Annotated in this window: 16 protein-coding genes; 8 read left to right on the forward strand and 8 right to left on the reverse strand. The window is 64.3% G+C overall.

The window, feature by feature from the left end:
- Positions 1-37: 37 nt before the first annotated feature.
- Both amn and KCG88_RS29590 read left to right on the forward strand, forming a co-directional pair.
- Positions 38-1,510 (forward strand): AMP nucleosidase, encoded by a 1,473-nt coding sequence (gene amn / locus KCG88_RS29585; RefSeq protein WP_015637154.1) that lies wholly within the window; start codon positions 38-40, stop codon positions 1,508-1,510.
- A gap of 146 nt (positions 1,511-1,656) precedes the next feature.
- Positions 1,657-2,223, forward strand: coding sequence for a pseudouridine synthase (locus KCG88_RS29590; protein WP_210713722.1), 567 nt, complete (start codon positions 1,657-1,659; stop codon positions 2,221-2,223).
- Here KCG88_RS29590 and KCG88_RS29595 read toward each other — a convergent pair.
- A complete protein-coding gene (locus KCG88_RS29595) occupies positions 2,218-2,427 on the reverse strand; it encodes a DUF2788 domain-containing protein (protein ID WP_003228500.1) in 210 nt (69 codons plus the stop codon). The genes KCG88_RS29590 and KCG88_RS29595 overlap by 6 nt on opposite strands.
- Before the next feature lie 110 nt (positions 2,428-2,537).
- Entirely contained in the window at positions 2,538-3,017 is a 480-nt protein-coding gene (locus KCG88_RS29600; protein ID WP_011063640.1) for an Lrp/AsnC family transcriptional regulator, read from the reverse strand.
- 416 nt (positions 3,018-3,433) lie between these two features.
- Here KCG88_RS29600 and KCG88_RS29605 point away from each other — a divergent pair, with 416 nt between their 5' ends.
- Positions 3,434-4,534, forward strand: a complete 1,101-nt coding sequence (locus KCG88_RS29605) for a DUF6515 family protein (protein ID WP_210713675.1) — start codon at positions 3,434-3,436, stop codon at positions 4,532-4,534.
- Here the strand turns inward: KCG88_RS29605 and KCG88_RS29610 are convergent.
- Positions 4,528-5,424, reverse strand: a complete 897-nt coding sequence (locus KCG88_RS29610; RefSeq protein WP_047289434.1) for a cation diffusion facilitator family transporter — start codon at positions 5,422-5,424, stop codon at positions 4,528-4,530. The two genes, KCG88_RS29605 and KCG88_RS29610, sit on opposite strands and share 7 nt — an antisense overlap.
- A gap of 27 nt (positions 5,425-5,451) precedes the next feature.
- Entirely contained in the window at positions 5,452-5,871 is a 420-nt protein-coding gene (locus tag KCG88_RS29615) for a hypothetical protein (protein ID WP_011063637.1), read from the reverse strand.
- A 130-nt stretch (positions 5,872-6,001) separates the two neighbouring features.
- On the opposite strand from KCG88_RS29615, the gene hrpB reads away from it, so the two are divergent.
- Positions 6,002-8,521, forward strand: a complete 2,520-nt coding sequence (gene hrpB / locus KCG88_RS29620) for an ATP-dependent helicase HrpB (RefSeq protein WP_210713676.1) — start codon at positions 6,002-6,004, stop codon at positions 8,519-8,521.
- 37 nt (positions 8,522-8,558) lie between these two features.
- On the opposite strand, the gene KCG88_RS29625 is transcribed toward hrpB, so the two are convergent.
- Positions 8,559-9,635: an endonuclease/exonuclease/phosphatase family protein gene (locus tag KCG88_RS29625; RefSeq protein ID WP_047337882.1), complete on the reverse strand. Its 1,077-nt coding sequence runs from the start codon at positions 9,633-9,635 to the stop codon at positions 8,559-8,561.
- Positions 9,636-9,723: 88 nt separating this feature from the next.
- Complete coding sequence (locus KCG88_RS29630; RefSeq protein ID WP_019093827.1) at positions 9,724-10,386, reverse strand: YciC family protein; 663 nt, start codon at positions 10,384-10,386, stop codon at positions 9,724-9,726.
- A 181-nt stretch (positions 10,387-10,567) separates the two neighbouring features.
- On the opposite strand from KCG88_RS29630, the gene KCG88_RS29635 reads away from it, so the two are divergent.
- From KCG88_RS29635 to KCG88_RS29645, 3 genes are all read left to right on the forward strand, one after another.
- A complete protein-coding gene (locus tag KCG88_RS29635; protein ID WP_047337881.1) occupies positions 10,568-11,350 on the forward strand; it encodes a DUF2076 domain-containing protein in 783 nt (260 codons plus the stop codon).
- A gap of 136 nt (positions 11,351-11,486) precedes the next feature.
- Complete coding sequence (locus tag KCG88_RS29640; RefSeq protein ID WP_011063632.1) at positions 11,487-11,966, forward strand: NYN domain-containing protein; 480 nt, start codon at positions 11,487-11,489, stop codon at positions 11,964-11,966.
- Between the two features lie 27 nt (positions 11,967-11,993).
- Entirely contained in the window at positions 11,994-12,605 is a 612-nt protein-coding gene (locus KCG88_RS29645) for a 3'-5' exonuclease (RefSeq protein WP_210713677.1), read from the forward strand.
- A 10-nt stretch (positions 12,606-12,615) separates the two neighbouring features.
- On the opposite strand, the gene KCG88_RS29650 is transcribed toward KCG88_RS29645, so the two are convergent.
- Positions 12,616-13,062, reverse strand: coding sequence for an Lrp/AsnC family transcriptional regulator (locus KCG88_RS29650; protein WP_011063630.1), 447 nt, complete (start codon positions 13,060-13,062; stop codon positions 12,616-12,618).
- Between the two features lie 161 nt (positions 13,063-13,223).
- Here KCG88_RS29650 and yedA point away from each other — a divergent pair, with 161 nt between their 5' ends.
- Complete coding sequence (gene yedA / locus KCG88_RS29655) at positions 13,224-14,132, forward strand: drug/metabolite exporter YedA (RefSeq protein ID WP_047289426.1); 909 nt, start codon at positions 13,224-13,226, stop codon at positions 14,130-14,132.
- Here yedA and KCG88_RS29660 read toward each other — a convergent pair whose 3' ends face one another.
- Complete coding sequence (locus KCG88_RS29660) at positions 14,133-15,182, reverse strand: alpha/beta fold hydrolase (protein WP_047289423.1); 1,050 nt, start codon at positions 15,180-15,182, stop codon at positions 14,133-14,135.
- Positions 15,183-15,251 lie beyond the last annotated feature (69 nt).

Genomic DNA, 15,251 nt, shown 5'->3' on the forward strand with positions numbered 1-15,251 from the left:
GCAGGCAAGATGAACGCCTGCAAGTTCAGAACACAGGATGCTTATCGTGACCGAAGCTTTTATTGTCGTTCAAACCGCCGAGCAAGCCGTGGACCGGCTTGCCGCCCTGCATGAGCGGGCCACCACGGCGTTGAGCCAGGCGCTCAAGCGTTATCTCAAGGACCGGGTCGAGCCGGATGCCGAGCAACGAGCACTGTTTCGCTACCCTGAGTTGCGCCTGACCTACCACTGCCACGGCGAAGTCCCACAGACCACAAGGGCCTATGCCAAGGTCCAGTTGCCAGGCACCTACAGTGTCACCGTGACCCATCCTGCCGCCTTCCGTAATTACCTGCTCGAACAATTGGTGCCGTTGATGCACGACTTCACCGTGACGGTGGAAGTGGGCGTCAGTGAGCAGAACATTCCTTATCCCTATGTCGTGGAGCAGGGCGACGAGCTGGCTGGTTCCGGCGTGACCGCTGCGGCGCTGGCGCGGGTGTTTCCGAGCACCGACCTGTCGGCCGCCACCGACGGCATCGCCGATGGCCTCTACGATTGGGAAAATACCCACCCGCTGCCCCTGGCGCTGTTCGATGCCGCGCGAGTGGATTTCTCCCTGCGGCGCCTGGTGCACTACACCGGTAGCGACTGGCGTCATGTGCAGCCGTGGATCCTGCTGACCAACTATCACCGCTATGTGGACCAGTTCATCGTTCATGGCCTGGAGCAGTTGCGCAGCGATCCGCGCTTTGTGCGCATGGTCCTGCCGGGCAACGTGATCATCGAGAAAAGCATGGATCACGGCGAGGCCTCGGCCATCGCCGCCGGTGTGGTCTGGCACCGCTACCAGATGCCGGCCTACCACTTGCAGGCCAGCGATGGCCACGGCGTGACCCTGGTGAATATCGGTGTCGGCCCGTCCAATGCCAAGAACATCACCGACCACCTGGCGGTGCTGCGTCCCCATTGCTGGCTGATGATCGGCCACTGCGGCGGCCTGCGGCAGTCCCAGACCATTGGCGACTACGTGCTGGCCCACGCTTATATGCGTCGCGACGGCATTCTCGACCGCGTGGTGCCGCCGAACATTCCGATTCCGGCCTTGGCCGAAGTCCAGCTGGCGTTGCAGCAGGCGGCGGCCAATGTCACCGGGGAAAAGGGCGAACAACTGAAGAAACGCCTGCGCACCGGCACCGTGCTGACTTACGACGACCGCAACTGGGAATTGCGTTGGGCCGAAGAACGTCCGCTGATCAACCTGTCCCGGGCCGTGGCGGTGGACATGGAAAGCGGCACCATCGCCGCCCAGGGGTATCGCCTGCGGGTGCCCTACGGCACCTTGTTGTGTGTGTCGGACAAGCCCCTGCACAGTGAAATCAAGTTGCCGGGCGCGGCCAACGCCTTTTATGAGCGTGCGGTCAGCCAGCATCTGAAGATCGGCATCGAAGCGGTGGACCTGATGCGCAGTGAGCTCAACTCCCTGCACTCGCGCAAACTGCGCAGCTTCGACGAGCCGCCTTTCCGCTAGGCGTTTAAGCCATGGTCATTTGGCGGTCAGGCCACTAGCATTGTCGGTCCTGATCGCTGAATGTTCCTGCTCCCATGTCCCGTCCGCCCCGTCCCGCTTCCCGCCGCCCTGGCGCCAAACCGTTTTCCTCCTCTCCCGCCAAGCGTGTGGCCAAGGCCGCGCCGGCCGAGCCGAAGCTGATCCTGTTCAACAAGCCTTTCGATGTGCTGACTCAATTCAGCGATGGCGAGGGGCGTGCCACGCTCAAGGACTTCATTGCGGTTCCCGGGGTCTACCCGGCCGGGCGTCTGGATCGCGACAGTGAAGGATTGCTGCTGTTGACCAATGACGGGCAGTTGCAGGCGCGCATCGCCGATCCCAAGCACAAGTTGGCCAAGACCTATTGGGTGCAGGTCGAGGGCGAGCCCAGTGCCGAACAGTTGCAGCGCTTGCGCGAGGGAGTGCAGTTGAATGACGGCATGACCCTGCCGGCCGAGGCGCGTCAGCTTGAAGAGCCGACGCTATGGCCGCGCAACCCGCCGGTGCGCTTTCGAAAGAGCGTGCCCACCAGTTGGCTGGAGCTGGTGATACGCGAGGGGCGCAACCGCCAGGTAAGGCGCATGACCGCTGCGGTGGGGTTACCGACCTTGCGCCTGGTGCGGGTCAGGATCGGCGACTGGACCCTGGACGGCCTGGAGCAGGGCCAGTGGAAAGAAGTGTCGGCGCGCTTATAAGGCGCCGGACTCGATCAGGCCGATCACCACGCTCTTGATGATGAAGGCTGCAACGCCCAGGCCCAGCACGAAGAACAGGATGAACGAGCCGAAGCGCCCGGCCTTGGACTTCTTGGCCAGGTCCCAGACGATGAAACCCATGAAAATGATCAGGATGCTGACCAGGCCGGTCATCATCCACTCTTCGAATACTGCTGGGTCCATCACTCATCTCCAGTGCAGGCAGGGCAAAAAATGCCGGGCGAGTATACGTCAACGCCCGCGGCCCAAGCATTGATCTGCATGCGTTATGTCGCCACAGCGGGGGCCGGGATTCAGTTGCGCAGGTGGGTCAGCGGCAGTTCGGTGCTGTTGAGCACCTGATTGAGCACAAAGCTCGAACGCACGCTGGTCACGCCCTCGATACGGGTCAGATGGCCGAGCAGCAGCTTCTGGTAATGGTCCATGTCCGGTACCACGACCTTGAGCTGGTAGTCGGCATCGACCCCGGTCACCAGGCTGCACTCCAGCACCTGGGGCAGGCTGCGGATCGCCGCTTCGAAATTCTCGAAGCGTTCCGGCGTGTGCCGGTCCATGCCGATCAGGACATAGGCGGTCAGGCTCAGACCGAGCATCTTGCGGTCCAGCAGGGCGACCTGGCGGGAAATGTAGCCATCGTCCTCCAGCTGCTTGACCCGGCGCGAGCAGGGCGAGGGCGACAGGCCGATGCGCTCGGCCAGTTCCTGGTTGGAGATACGGGCGTCGCGTTGCAACTCCGCCAAAATGCTGAGGTCGTAGCGGTCGAGTTTGCTCATCAATCAGGCCTTTATCGTAACTATTGCGTTGAATTATCTGTCTTGAGTTAAAAATTGCGCAAGTGGCGTTTTTGCAAGCAATCTTCGCAATCCTCTGTCTTCGCTGCGCGCCTATTCTTATCACCAGAATCACTGCCCGGACATAGAGTCCACTGCGGCCCGCCGAATCAGGCCTGCCGCGGCCGCCAATCCCACAGGGTTGAGCCGGCCCCCGGGCTACACACTGTCCAGAAGACGGAGTGAGGTGAGCCGGTGTCAAAAGCGCCGAGCACGGACAAAATCTCAAAGGGCGGCCGACGGGCCGCCCTTTTTTATTGCCTGCGAAATAAGTCTCGTGACTGATAACCTGATGCAGAACCGCCCAGGGCTTTTTCAGTCTTATGTACAGGCCCCCCCTATCCGCAGTGAGGAATAGCATGAAGTCGCGCATCTGGCGTATGGCAGGTGTTGGTGTGTTGTGCCTGAGCGTCAACGCTCAGTTGCTCGCCGATGAGCGAGACGAGAGTCGGCCGCCTGCTCAGCATGGCGCTCCCGGGGGCGAGCAGCGAGAGCATCAAGGCCAGGGCCATCCGGAAAATGCCCCGCCACGGCCCGCCAATGTTCCCAATCGTCCACAACCCAGTGCGCAGCCACAGCGGCCGCAGAATGAAATCATTCGCGGCGATAACAGCCGTCAGTTCGAGCACAACGGCCAGAACCCGGGAGGGCAGTGGCAGAACCGGCCTCAGCACGATCCCAATCAGCAGGCTCGCCCGGCCCCCGCGCCACAACCCCAGGTGCAGCAGCCGAACAACCTGCCGATCCAGGGCCGCCCCGACACCGTGCGCCAGACCCAGGAGCCACAGCGTGGCTACTATCAGGACATTCCCCGGCGCAACGACTACAACCAGCATTGGCAGGCTGGCGGCCCGGGCTCTCGGCCGGGCGGCGGCCATCCCAACGACTACCGCTGGCCGGGCCGCCCTGATGGCCATGGCAATGGCTGGGGCCCCGGGCCACAGTACCGCCCCGGGTATGTGATCGACCGTTTCCCCGGGCGCAATGACCGGGTCGCCTATCGCGGCCAGGATTACTTTTTCTCCGGTGGTTACTGGTACCGCCCGCAAGGCCCGCGCTACGTGGTGGTGCGCCCGCCTTATGGCATTCGCGTGACGTACCTGCCCGACTATGCGCGGGAAGTCTGGATCGGCAGCGCGCTGTTCTTTCTGGCGGCGGGGGCTTACTACACCTACGAAGCCAATACCCAGCAGTACGTGGTGGTCGAGCCCCCCGTCGGCGTGCCGGCCGAAGATCCGCAACAGGAGGGCAATGGCTACGACGTGCTGGCCTACCCGGTCAATGGCCAGTCGCCGCAGCAGATCGACCAGGACCGTTATGACTGCTATCGCTGGGCGGTGCAGCAGAGCGGCTTCGATCCTGCGAGCGTGACCTATCAGCCGGCCCCGCAAGTGGTCCAGGCCTACCGCCAGGCCCAGGGCAATTGCTTGAGCTCTCGGGGCTATCAGGTGACCTACTGAGCCCTGGCCGCCTTCACCACTTCCTGCGGGTCGGCGTGCACTAGCACTTCGGCCCGTGGATAGGCCTTCTGGATGGCATCGGCGGCCTGGTCGCTGATGCCATGGGCCACCGAAAGGGTCAGTTCCCCGGGTAGTTCCAGGTGCAGTTGGACGAACCAGTGGCTGCCGGAAATCCGTGTGCGCAGGTCATGGGCCCCCAGTACTCCTGGCACGCTGCACGCCAGCTCCAGCATGTGCTGGCTGACGTCCGGGGGCAGTTCCTGGTCCATCAGCACCGAGAAGCTCTCCCGGGCGATCTGGATCGCGCTCCAGAGAATGTAGACGGCAATCCCCAGGCCGAACCAGGCGTCCACCTGATGCAGGCCGAACGCCGCCAGTACCAGGGCTAGCAGGATGCTGCCGTTGAGCATCAGGTCGGAGCGGTAGTGCAGGGAATCGGCGCGCACTGCGTTGGAGCCGGTCGCCCGGATCACGCGATGCTGCAGGAGCAGCAGGGCGATGGTCAGCGCCAGCGACAGGACGATCACCCCGATGCTCAGCCAGGGCGCGCCTACCGGTTCCGGGTGTTGCAGGCGTTGCGCCGCCTGAAAGGCAATCAGTACCGCACTGCCGGCGATGAACAATGCCTGGGCCATGCCCGCCAGGGACTCGGCCTTGCCGTGGCCATAGCGGTGGTCGTCGTCTGCCGGGCGCAGGGCGTAGTGCACTGCCAGCAGATTGAGCAGCGAGGTGAAGCCGTCCAGCACCGAGTCGGTGAGCCCGGCGAGCATGCTCACCGAGCCACTGAGCCACCAGGCGACAGCCTTGGTCACGATCAGGATGCTAGCCACGGTGACCGAGGCGCGGGTGGCCAGGCGCAGGAGGCGGGCGTGTTCCGAGTTGGCGGTCATCGACGTGGGGTTCCTGAGTAAAGGGGGTCAGGCAGCAGGTTGCAGGCCGTATAGCGCCAGTTGCTGCACGCTGCCCTTGTGCTGGATCAGACGTGGGTCATCCAGGGGGAAGCTGCCCCCCAGTTCGCTTTCCAGAATGGCCTGCAGCTTGCGGTTGTCGACTTTACCGTCGGCGCCGATGGCCTGTTGCAGTTTTTCCGGCGCGATCTGCGCGGTCTTGCCCGGCTCCAGGTAGATGGCCCCGGTGGCGAAGTCGACGCCGAAGGCGATCAGCCCCGGAATCACGTAGAACAGCAGGCCAACGGCATCCAGCACAGCCACCAGGGGGTCGATCTTGCCGTCGATCTGGCCGCGCCGGTCGGGGAAGAAGATCGAGCCGCAGGCGGTGAGTTGGGTCAGCAGGGTGGCCACCAGAACGCCGCCGATGACACGGTGGGAAATACGCATGGAAATCTCCTAGCAAGCACGAAAGCAACGAGGAATGAAGCGGGGTGTTGAGTCTTGTCGATCAGCACTCAGACCATGATTAACCCCAGGCAGTTCGCCGTTATACTCGCGCCTCTGTTTTGGAGCCAGCATGAATTCTTTGCCAATTGATGAAGTTTTGCCTGCACTGCGTACCGCCCTGGCGACACGCCATGAAGCGGTGCTCGAAGCCCCGCCCGGTGCCGGCAAGACGACCCGCGTGCCTCTGGCGCTCCTGGACCAGGACTGGCTGGCCGGACAGACCATCCTCATGCTCGAACCGCGGCGGCTGGCCGCCCGGGCCGCCGCCGAGCGCCTGGCCAGCGAGCTGGGAGAGAAAGTCGGTGAGACCGTGGGTTATCGCATCCGCCTGGACAGCAAGGTCGGCCCGCGTACCCGCATCGAGGTGGTCACCGAAGGCATCCTCACCCGGCGCCTGCAGGATGACCCGGCCCTGGAAGGCGTCGGCCTGCTGATCTTCGATGAATTCCACGAACGCAGCTTGGACGCCGATCTGGCCCTGGCCCTGAGCCTCAATGGCCGCGAGCTGTTTCGTGACGAGCAACCACTGAAGATCCTGCTGATGTCGGCGACGCTGGAAGGCGAGCGCCTGTCGACGCTGCTCGGCGATGCGCCGATCCTGCGCAGTGAAGGGCGCATGTACCCGGTGGCCCAGCGCTGGGGCCGACCCTTCCAGCCCGGTGAATTCATCGAGCCAAGGGTGGTGCAGACCGTGCTCGAGGCCCTCAACGATGAAAGTGGCAGCCTGCTGGTGTTCCTCCCCGGCCAGGCGGAGATCCGCCGGGTGCACCAGCAGTTGGCCGAAGCCCTGGGCGAGCGCAGCGAGATCCTGCTCTGCCCGTTGCATGGCGAGCTGGACCTGGCAGCCCAGCGCGCAGCCATCGACCCGGCGCCGTCGGGCAAGCGCAAAGTGGTGCTGGCCACCAACATTGCCGAAACCAGCCTGACCATCGATGGCGTGCGGGTGGTGGTGGATGCCGGGCTGGCGCGGGTGCCGCGCTTCGACCCCGGCAGCGGCATGACCCGCCTCGATACCCAGCGTATCTCCCGGGCCAGCGCCACCCAGCGCGCCGGGCGTGCCGGGCGTCTGGAGCCCGGTGTGTGCTACCGCTTGTGGTCGGCCGATCAACAGGAGCAACTGGCCGCCTATGCCAGTGCGGAAATCCTCCAGGCGGACCTGGCCGGATTGGCCCTGCAACTGGCGCGCTGGGGCGTGACGCCAAATCAACTGGCATGGCTGGACGCTCCCCCCAGTGCCGCTTATGCCCAGGCCCAGGACTTGCTGGTGCGCCTGGGGGCGTTGAATGACGATGGCAGCCTGACCCGCCACGGTCAGGCCATGGCCGAGTTGCCGGCTCACCCGCGCATCGCCCATCTGCTGTTGCGCGGCCAGGCCCTGGGGTTGGCGCCGATGGCTTGCGATGTCGCGGCGCTGCTGGGGGAGCGGGATATCCTGCGCGGCGCTGGCGCCGACCTGCACAGCCGCCTGGTGCTGCTTGGCGGGGAAGAACGTGCCGCTCGCGGAGCCCAGGGCGGGGTGCAGCGTGCCCGACAACTGGCGCGCCAGTACCGCGGCTATCTGCGCGGGCAGCCCGAGGCCGCGGTGGCCGACCCCGAGCATCCGCGCTGGCTCGGCGCCCTGTTGGCCCTGGCCTATCCCGACCGGGTGGCCCAGCAGCGGCGCCCCGGCGGCGCCGAATACCGCCTGGCCAACGGCCGCGCGGCGCTGTTCAGCGAAACCGACAGCCTGATGAAGCAACCCTGGCTGGTGATCGCCGACCTGGGCAGCCGCCAGGGGCAGCGCGAGGAACGCATCTACCTGGCGGCGGATTTCGATCCGGCGCTGTTCGATTCGGTACTGGCGGAGCAGGTGCGGCAAGTCGATCAGCTGGAGTGGGACGAACGCGAAGGCGTGCTGCGGGCCGAACGCCAGCGCAAGGTTGGCGAGCTGGTGCTCAGCCGCGAGCCGCTGAGCGGGCTCGACGAGTCCGCCCGCACCCTGGCCCTGGTCAATCTGGTCCGGCGCAAAGGCCTGGAGCTGCTGCCCTGGACCCCGGAGCTGCGTCAGTGGCAGGCCCGGGTAGCGTTGCTGCGCCAGCTGGACCTGGAGGCCACGGGCACCAGCCAATGGCCGGATGTCAGTGACGGGGCCTTGCTCAAGGGGCTGGAGCAGTGGCTGCAGCCTTACTTGGGCAAGGTCTCGCGGCTCAGCCACTTCGCCAACCTGGAACTGGCCGGAATTATCCACAACCTGCTGCCCTGGCCATTGCCGCAGCGCCTGGATGAGCTGGCGCCCCATCATCTGACGGTGCCTTCCGGCTCGTCGATTCGACTGGACTACAGCGAGTACCCACCGATCCTGGCGGTACGCCTGCAGGAGCTGTTCGGCCTGGCGCAGACACCGCGCATTGCCGGTGGCCGCCAGGTGGTCAAATTGCACCTGTTGTCTCCGGCACGACGTCCGGTACAGGTCACCCAGGATCTGGCGAACTTCTGGCGCAGCACCTACGCCGAGGTGAAAAAGGACCTCAAGGGCCGTTACCCCAAGCACTATTGGCCGGATGACCCGCTGATCGCCGAAGCCACGGCGCGGGTCAAACCGCGCAAATAACCCGAACTCCCGTACTGCCCTGTAGCCGCTCTGGGGTTTATTGCGCCGGCAAGAGGAACCGGGCCAGCACCGGCAGGTGGTCGGAGATGCGCAAGGTGTCGTCCTGGCGCACCCGGGATTCGACTCGCTTGAGCCGCGGGCTGTAGAACAGGTAGTCCACCGTGCGATCCGGGCCGTCGAGGCTCGGGTCGTTGGGGTAGTGGGTCAGCCAATGCGCGCGGTCGACGCCGCTGGCCTGGGTGTTGCTGGGGATCATCGGGTATTTGTCCCACAGCAGGTGCAGCGGGCTGTCGGCACTGTAGGGCGCCCGTTGCACGTCGCTCAGTCGCTGGTACTGGCCCAGGGGCAACAGGTTGAAATCCCCGCCAATCAGCCAGGGCGTGCCGCGGCCTTCGAGTTTATCCAGGACTTTGCCAATGGCTGCGACCTGCCTTGATTGCGTCTGGCCAGGCGTGCGAGCACGTTCCAGATGGGTATTGAGCACCGCCACCTGGCCGCCGTCGCTCAGGGGCAGGTAGCTCAGCAGCAGGGCCTCCCTGGGCTGGAACTGCCGGCCGATGAGGCCGTGTTCGGCTGTGGGCAGTTGCAGGCGTTCGGCGTGATCGATGCGATAGCGGCTGAGGGTGGCCAGTTGCCGGCCGACACTGCCGAAAATATGCGGCGAAGGTACGAAATCGGCTTTCCAGTCGTAAGCCTGGGTGCTGCAAGGGTAGAGATCGGTGAGGCGTTCCTGCAGGAGTTTGAGCTGGTCCTGGTAGGCGCTGGCCTTGGCGCCATTGTCCACTTCCTGCAGCAGCACCAGGTCCGGTTGTTCGTCGCGGATCACGCGAGCCACTTCGTCGAGGCTGAAGGCCATGTCCTCCAGGGTCGGCTGCTCGTCCTCGCCCTGTGCCTGGTCGTTCCAGAACACATAGCGCTTGCCCGCCAGGTACTGCAGGTTCCAGGTCATCACTTTCAGGGCCTGGCCCGGCACCAGCGGCGCGGCCTGGGCACTGCAACTGACAGCGAGGCTTTCCTTGGCTTCCGGGCGCCAGGTCAGGCTGTAGACCAGCCCGGCCAGCACCAGACCGATCAACAACAGGCTCAACAGGGTGATGCGAAGTAGACGGATCATCGGCTCGGCTTATGGCGTTGCAGGATGGCCCCGGAGCATAACCGAGAGCACGGCCGTCACCCAAGGGGCAGAGCGGCCGGGGGAGGATTCAGCGCTTGTCCGGCTGCTCGCTGATCAGCATGAACAGGCGGAACAGCACCACGCTGGTGAACAGCTGCAGGAAGCTGTAGGCGCTGTCGATGGCCAGGGACAGCAACGGGTTCAGCGGTTCGGAATAGGCTGCTTCACTGGCACCCTTGAGCAGCCACAGCGGGGTCATTACCGCCAGGATGCACACCAGGATCCGTAGGAAGTGCCCACGGCTGAGGCGGAAGCTTTCACTGATGGCCGCCAGCGGCGCCATGCCCTTGAGCACCAGCAGGTACTCGGCGAAAGCCAGTACCACCATCAGCCACAGCCCCGGCAGGAAATACAGCGACAACCCCAGCAGGATCAGCAGGGTACTGACCGCCGTCAGCAAGGCAAAACGCGGCCACAGGGTCAGGGCCATGGCCAGCAGGTCCCGGGTACGCGGCGACTCGCCCCGGGTGCGGGCGTCGAGAAACAGGATCAGCGCACCGGTGTACAACGGATACACCAGAAGGCCCACCACCACGCTGTAGCCCGGGAAGGTATCGGGGCCCAGGGCACTATTGACCCCTTGTTGCAGCAAGGCTTCGAGGATCACCAGCGGCAGGCACAGCTGGGCGATCTGCCCGAGGTTGCGCTGGAAGAAATACAGAGAGTCGCGCAGTACATCTAACGGATTCATTCGATGAGATCGCAGTTGAAGAAGCGGTTGCACACTTTAACCGATGCAGGCCCCGCCCGAGCAAACGTAAACCTTCGGTAAAGACCATTGAAAGTCGTCGCACCAGCCCCATAACTGGTGCGTACCGCCGCTCTGTCCGAGGGGCGGACCAGATTTCTACCGGCAATCTAAAGAGGTCGCCATGAACAACCAAGAGCAAACCCTGATCGATGGACTGTTTTCACGGTTGCAGCAAGCCGAAACGGATTCAGCCCCGCGCGACGCCCAGGCAGAGGCGCGGATCAAGGAGCATCTGACCCGCCAGCCTGCGGCCGGGTATTTCATGACCCAGGCGATCCTGGTGCAGGAGGCCGCACTCAAGAGCCTCAACGAGCAGAACCAGCAACTGACCCAGCAAGTCCAGCAATTGCAGGCTGACCTGCAAGAGGCCCGGGCCCAGGCCAGTGCTCCGGCACCGGCGGCCAGTGGCGGTTTCCTGTCGAGCATCTTCGGTGGTTCCCGCGAGCCACAGCCGGCACCGAGCCAGAGCGCGCCGCCGCCGTCGTCCGGGGGGGGCTGGCGTGAGCCGGCGCGTTCTTCCTTTGGCGCCCCCGCGCAACAGAACTTCGGCGCGCCGCAGCAGAATTACGCCGCACCGCCACAGAACTATGCACCGCAGCAGGCACCGGCGGCGGGTAGCAGTTTCCTGGGCGGCGCCTTGAAAACTGCCGCCGGTGTTGCGGGCGGGGTCATGCTGGCCCAGGGCATCAGCAGCCTGTTCCACAACAACCAGCAGCCCCAGGAAATTGTCGAGGTCATCAAGGAAGAACCGGCGCCGGCCAGCGACAACAGCGGCTGGGGCAATGACGACCAGCGCCTGGCCAACAACGATTCCTGGGGCAACAACGACCAGGGTGGCTTCAGCAACGCCGACTACGACAACGACGACAGCTCGTTCTTCTCCGACGACGACTCCTTCGTCTGACCTGCGTCGGTCCGGGGCAGACACCTGCCCTGGACCGATTATTCGCGGAACAATCCCTGTGACTGGCATACTGGGCGACTTTTCGGGGCCTGAGGCCCGATCCAGCCCCTGGGCTGCTGCGCCATGAGGATTAGCGGTGAAGAAAATCGCTGTGTTCGCCGATGTCCAGAACCTCTACTACACCGTTCGTCAGGCCTATGGTTGCCACTTCAACTATGCGGCGCTGTGGGCCGATATCAGCAAGCAAGGGCAGATTGTCGAAGCCTATGCCTATGCCATCGACCGTGGTGACAGCAAGCAACAGCAGTTCCAGCAGATCCTGCGCAACCTGGGCTTCACGGTAAAACTCAAGCCCTACATCCAGCGCAGCGACGGCTCGGCCAAGGGCGACTGGGACGTGGGCATCACCATCGACATCATGGACGCTGCGGCCCATGTCGACGAAGTGGTGCTGGCTTCCGGCGACGGTGATTTCGACCTGCTGCTGGAGCGCATCATCCACAAGCACGGGGTCAGCGCGGTGGCCTATGGCGTGCCGGGGCTGACCGCCAATTCGCTGATTCGCGCGGCTACGCGCTATGTGCCGATCGAAGGCGCCTTGCTGCTCAAAAGCTGATCAATTTTCATACGGAGCAGGACAGGTTTGGAACGCATTGCCGTCATCGACTTTGAAACCACCGGGATCTCCCCGAGCAGCAGTTGCCGGGCCACGGAAATCGCCGTGGTGATCCTTGAGCAGGGGCGCATCGTCGAGCGTTACCAGAGCCTGATGAATGCCGGCGTGCGGGTGCCGGCGTTTATTGAGCAACTGACCGGCATCAGCAATGCCATGTTGCGCAGCGCACCCCCGGCAGAGCAGGTGATGAACGAGGTCAACGAGTTCGTCGGCATCACGCCATTGCTGGCGCACAACGCGGCCTTCGACCAGAAGTTCTGGGATTTCGAGCTGGGCCGGATCAAGCGCACCCGCCTGCAGAACTTCGCCTGTTCCCTGCTGCTGGCGCGGCGCCTGATGCCGGCGGCGCCTAATCACAAGCTGGGCACCCTGACCTCATTCGCCGGCCTGCCGCACACCGGCCAGGCTCACCGGGCCATGGCCGATGCGGAAATGGCAGCCAACCTGGTGGCCCACTTGGCCGGCGAACTGAGGCACAAGCATGGCCTGCGCGAGCTGTCCCATGACTTCCTGTGCAAGCTGCAGAAGGTTCCCGCGGCCAAAGTACCCGAACACCTCAAGCGCCACCGCGGGGGCTGAGCCCCGAGGTTCATTTGCTTTCCAATTGCCCCAGGGGCACGCGCCGTTCAATGGCGCTGGAGAGCACGATGGAAGTCTTGCTGAAACCGAACTGGGCCACGCGGTTGATCAACTCCTCCAACTCCGGCATCGATCCCACTGCCGCCTGCATGATCACGCAGGGGTCGCCAGTGACCCGATGGCACTCGGTGAGCTGGGGAATCTTGATCAGTTCGTCGTAGGCCTTCTGGTTGCCGTGCTGGGCCAGGCGCAGTTCGATCACGCATTGGATCGGCAAGCCGACCTTGGCCATGTCGACTTTGGCCTGGTAGCCGGTGATCACTCCGCTGGCCTCCAGCTTGGCCACGCGCTCGGCCACCGCCGGTGCCGAGAGATTCACCTTGCGTGCCAGCTCGGCGTAACTCGCCCGGCCGTTTTCCAGCAGGCTGGCCAGGAGCATGCGGTCGTACTTGTCCATGGAAGGCACTCGATCTATCCGGCTTTCGAAAGCACGGTATATAGCCCTTATCTCCATCTTTTGGAAAGTGTACGGGCGTTATAAACAGGTTTTGTAACTTAAGTTCCCTGGGCCGAGTTTCTAGAATAGACCTCCCCCTGCCTGCCTCAGAGCCGCCTCCCATGCCTGGCCAAAGCCGTTTTCCGCTGCCGTTGATCGCCGCCTTTTTTGCCCTCTACGTGATCTGGGGCTCGACGTACCTGGTGATTCGCATCGGCGTCGAATACTGGCCACCACTGATGCTCGGCGGCATTCGCTTCATCATCGCCGGTAGCCTGATGTACGCCTTTCTGCGCTGGCGCGGAGTACCGGCGCCGACCTGGGCGCAATGGAAGGCCGCAGGAATCATCGGTGTGCTGCTGTTGAGCTGTGGCAATGGTGCGGTAACGCTGGCCGAACACTCCGGGGTGACCTCCGGCGTCGCGGCGCTGGCGGTGGCCACGGTGCCTTTGTTCACCCTGCTCTGCGGGTATTTCTGGGGCGCACGCAACACGCGCCTGGAATGGGCCGGGATCGTCCTCGGGATGATAGGCATCGGCATGCTCAACCTGGGGTCCAACCTGCAGTCCAGTCCGTTGGGCGCCGCCTTGCTGCTGTTCGCTGCGGCGGCCTGGGCTTTCGGCTCGGTATGGAGCAAGCATTTGCCGCTGCCCCAGGGGGCCATGGCCAGTGCCGCGGAAATGCTCGTCGGTGGCGTGGTGCTGATGATCGGCAGTGCCCTGAGCGGTGAACACCTGGACGCCCTGCCTCCGATGGAAGGCTGGCTGGCCCTGGCCTACCTGGCCGGTTTCGGTTCGATCATCGCCTTCAACGCCTACATGTACCTGCTCAAGCACGTGCGCCCAGCCGCGGCCACCAGCTACGCCTATGTCAACCCGGCGGTGGCGGTGCTGCTGGGCATCGTCTTCGTCGGCGAAACCATTGGCATCGAGGAGGCCATGGCCATGCTGGTAATCATCAGTGCCGTAGTGCTGATCGGCCTGCCCCAATGGCGCAAGCCCAAGGCCGCGGCCCAGGAAGAGGCGGCCTGATCACTGTCCCGGTGGCAGGCCGGCCAGGCTCCGTTGGAGAAAGTCGCCGATGACCTGGCTCGCTTGCTGGTGAATCGCTTCGCGGCTGCGCTGGCCGCCGTCCCGGCAGATGATTTCATCCTCGGGGTTCTCTTCCCGGAGCAGGGCCGTGGCGCCTGGCTTGCAGATTTGCATGAAGCTGAAATGGCTGGCATCGGCGATCACCAGCAGGCTGGAGGTGGCCGACGGCAGGTGGGTTTCCAGGTAGCCCGACTCCTGCTCCACCGGCATGCTGGCAATATCGACTCCTGCTCCCAGGATCAGGGTCGGCGTTTGCACCGCTGACAAGCTTTGCGGGGTGAACCCACGGACCAGCCCCGGGTCCAGGGAGACGACCGCCTTGACTCGCGGATCCCGCAGGTCGGTGCCCAGAGAGCCTTGGTTTTGCGGTGCAATCCCCAGTTCCGGAGCCAGCCCGCACAGACGCGGGTTGGGATGCAGCCGACATTCCTCAAGGAAGCGTTGCGGGCTATAGCGGGCGCCGGCCAATGCGGTGACCGTCCAGCCGCCCAGCGAATGGCCGATGGCGGCGATGCGCTGCGGCTCGACCGCGCCTGCCAGGGACTGGTCTGCGCTGAGGGCGTCGATGACCCGGCTCAGGTCCCGCGGCCGCTCCCAGAGCCTTGCGGCTTGCACCGGGCGCTTGTCGAAGGTGCTGGTGCCCGGATGATCAGGTGCCGCCACTATATAGCCCTGGCTGACCAGTGACGGTACCAGCCAACTGAGGTTGCGCCAGTTGCCGCCATAGCCATGGGACAGCACCACCAATGGATGGGCGGGGGAGGTGGGGTGGGCATCCTTGATCGCCGGCACCCCCTGGAAAACCGGATTTTCCGAGGAGGTGGCAGGCGTTGCCCCGCCCTCGGTGGGGTACCAGAGGCCGACATGCAGCTCACGGTTGTGGCTGGAATCCCCTAGCTGGATTTCACGAAAGCCGATGGATTCGGCTGCATAGGCGTGTGGCAGGCAAAGCCCCACTAGCATTGAGGTGTACAGGACAAGATTGCGCATCGCTCACTCCATTGAGCCAGGCCGCAAGAGGCTGCCCGGTGGGGGCTTGTGGCGGCCGAAAGGGCCGCC

It is taken from the genome of Pseudomonas sp. MWU349 (genome assembly GCF_017947325.1).
Classification (GTDB): Bacteria; Pseudomonadota; Gammaproteobacteria; order Pseudomonadales; family Pseudomonadaceae; genus Aquipseudomonas; species Aquipseudomonas protegens.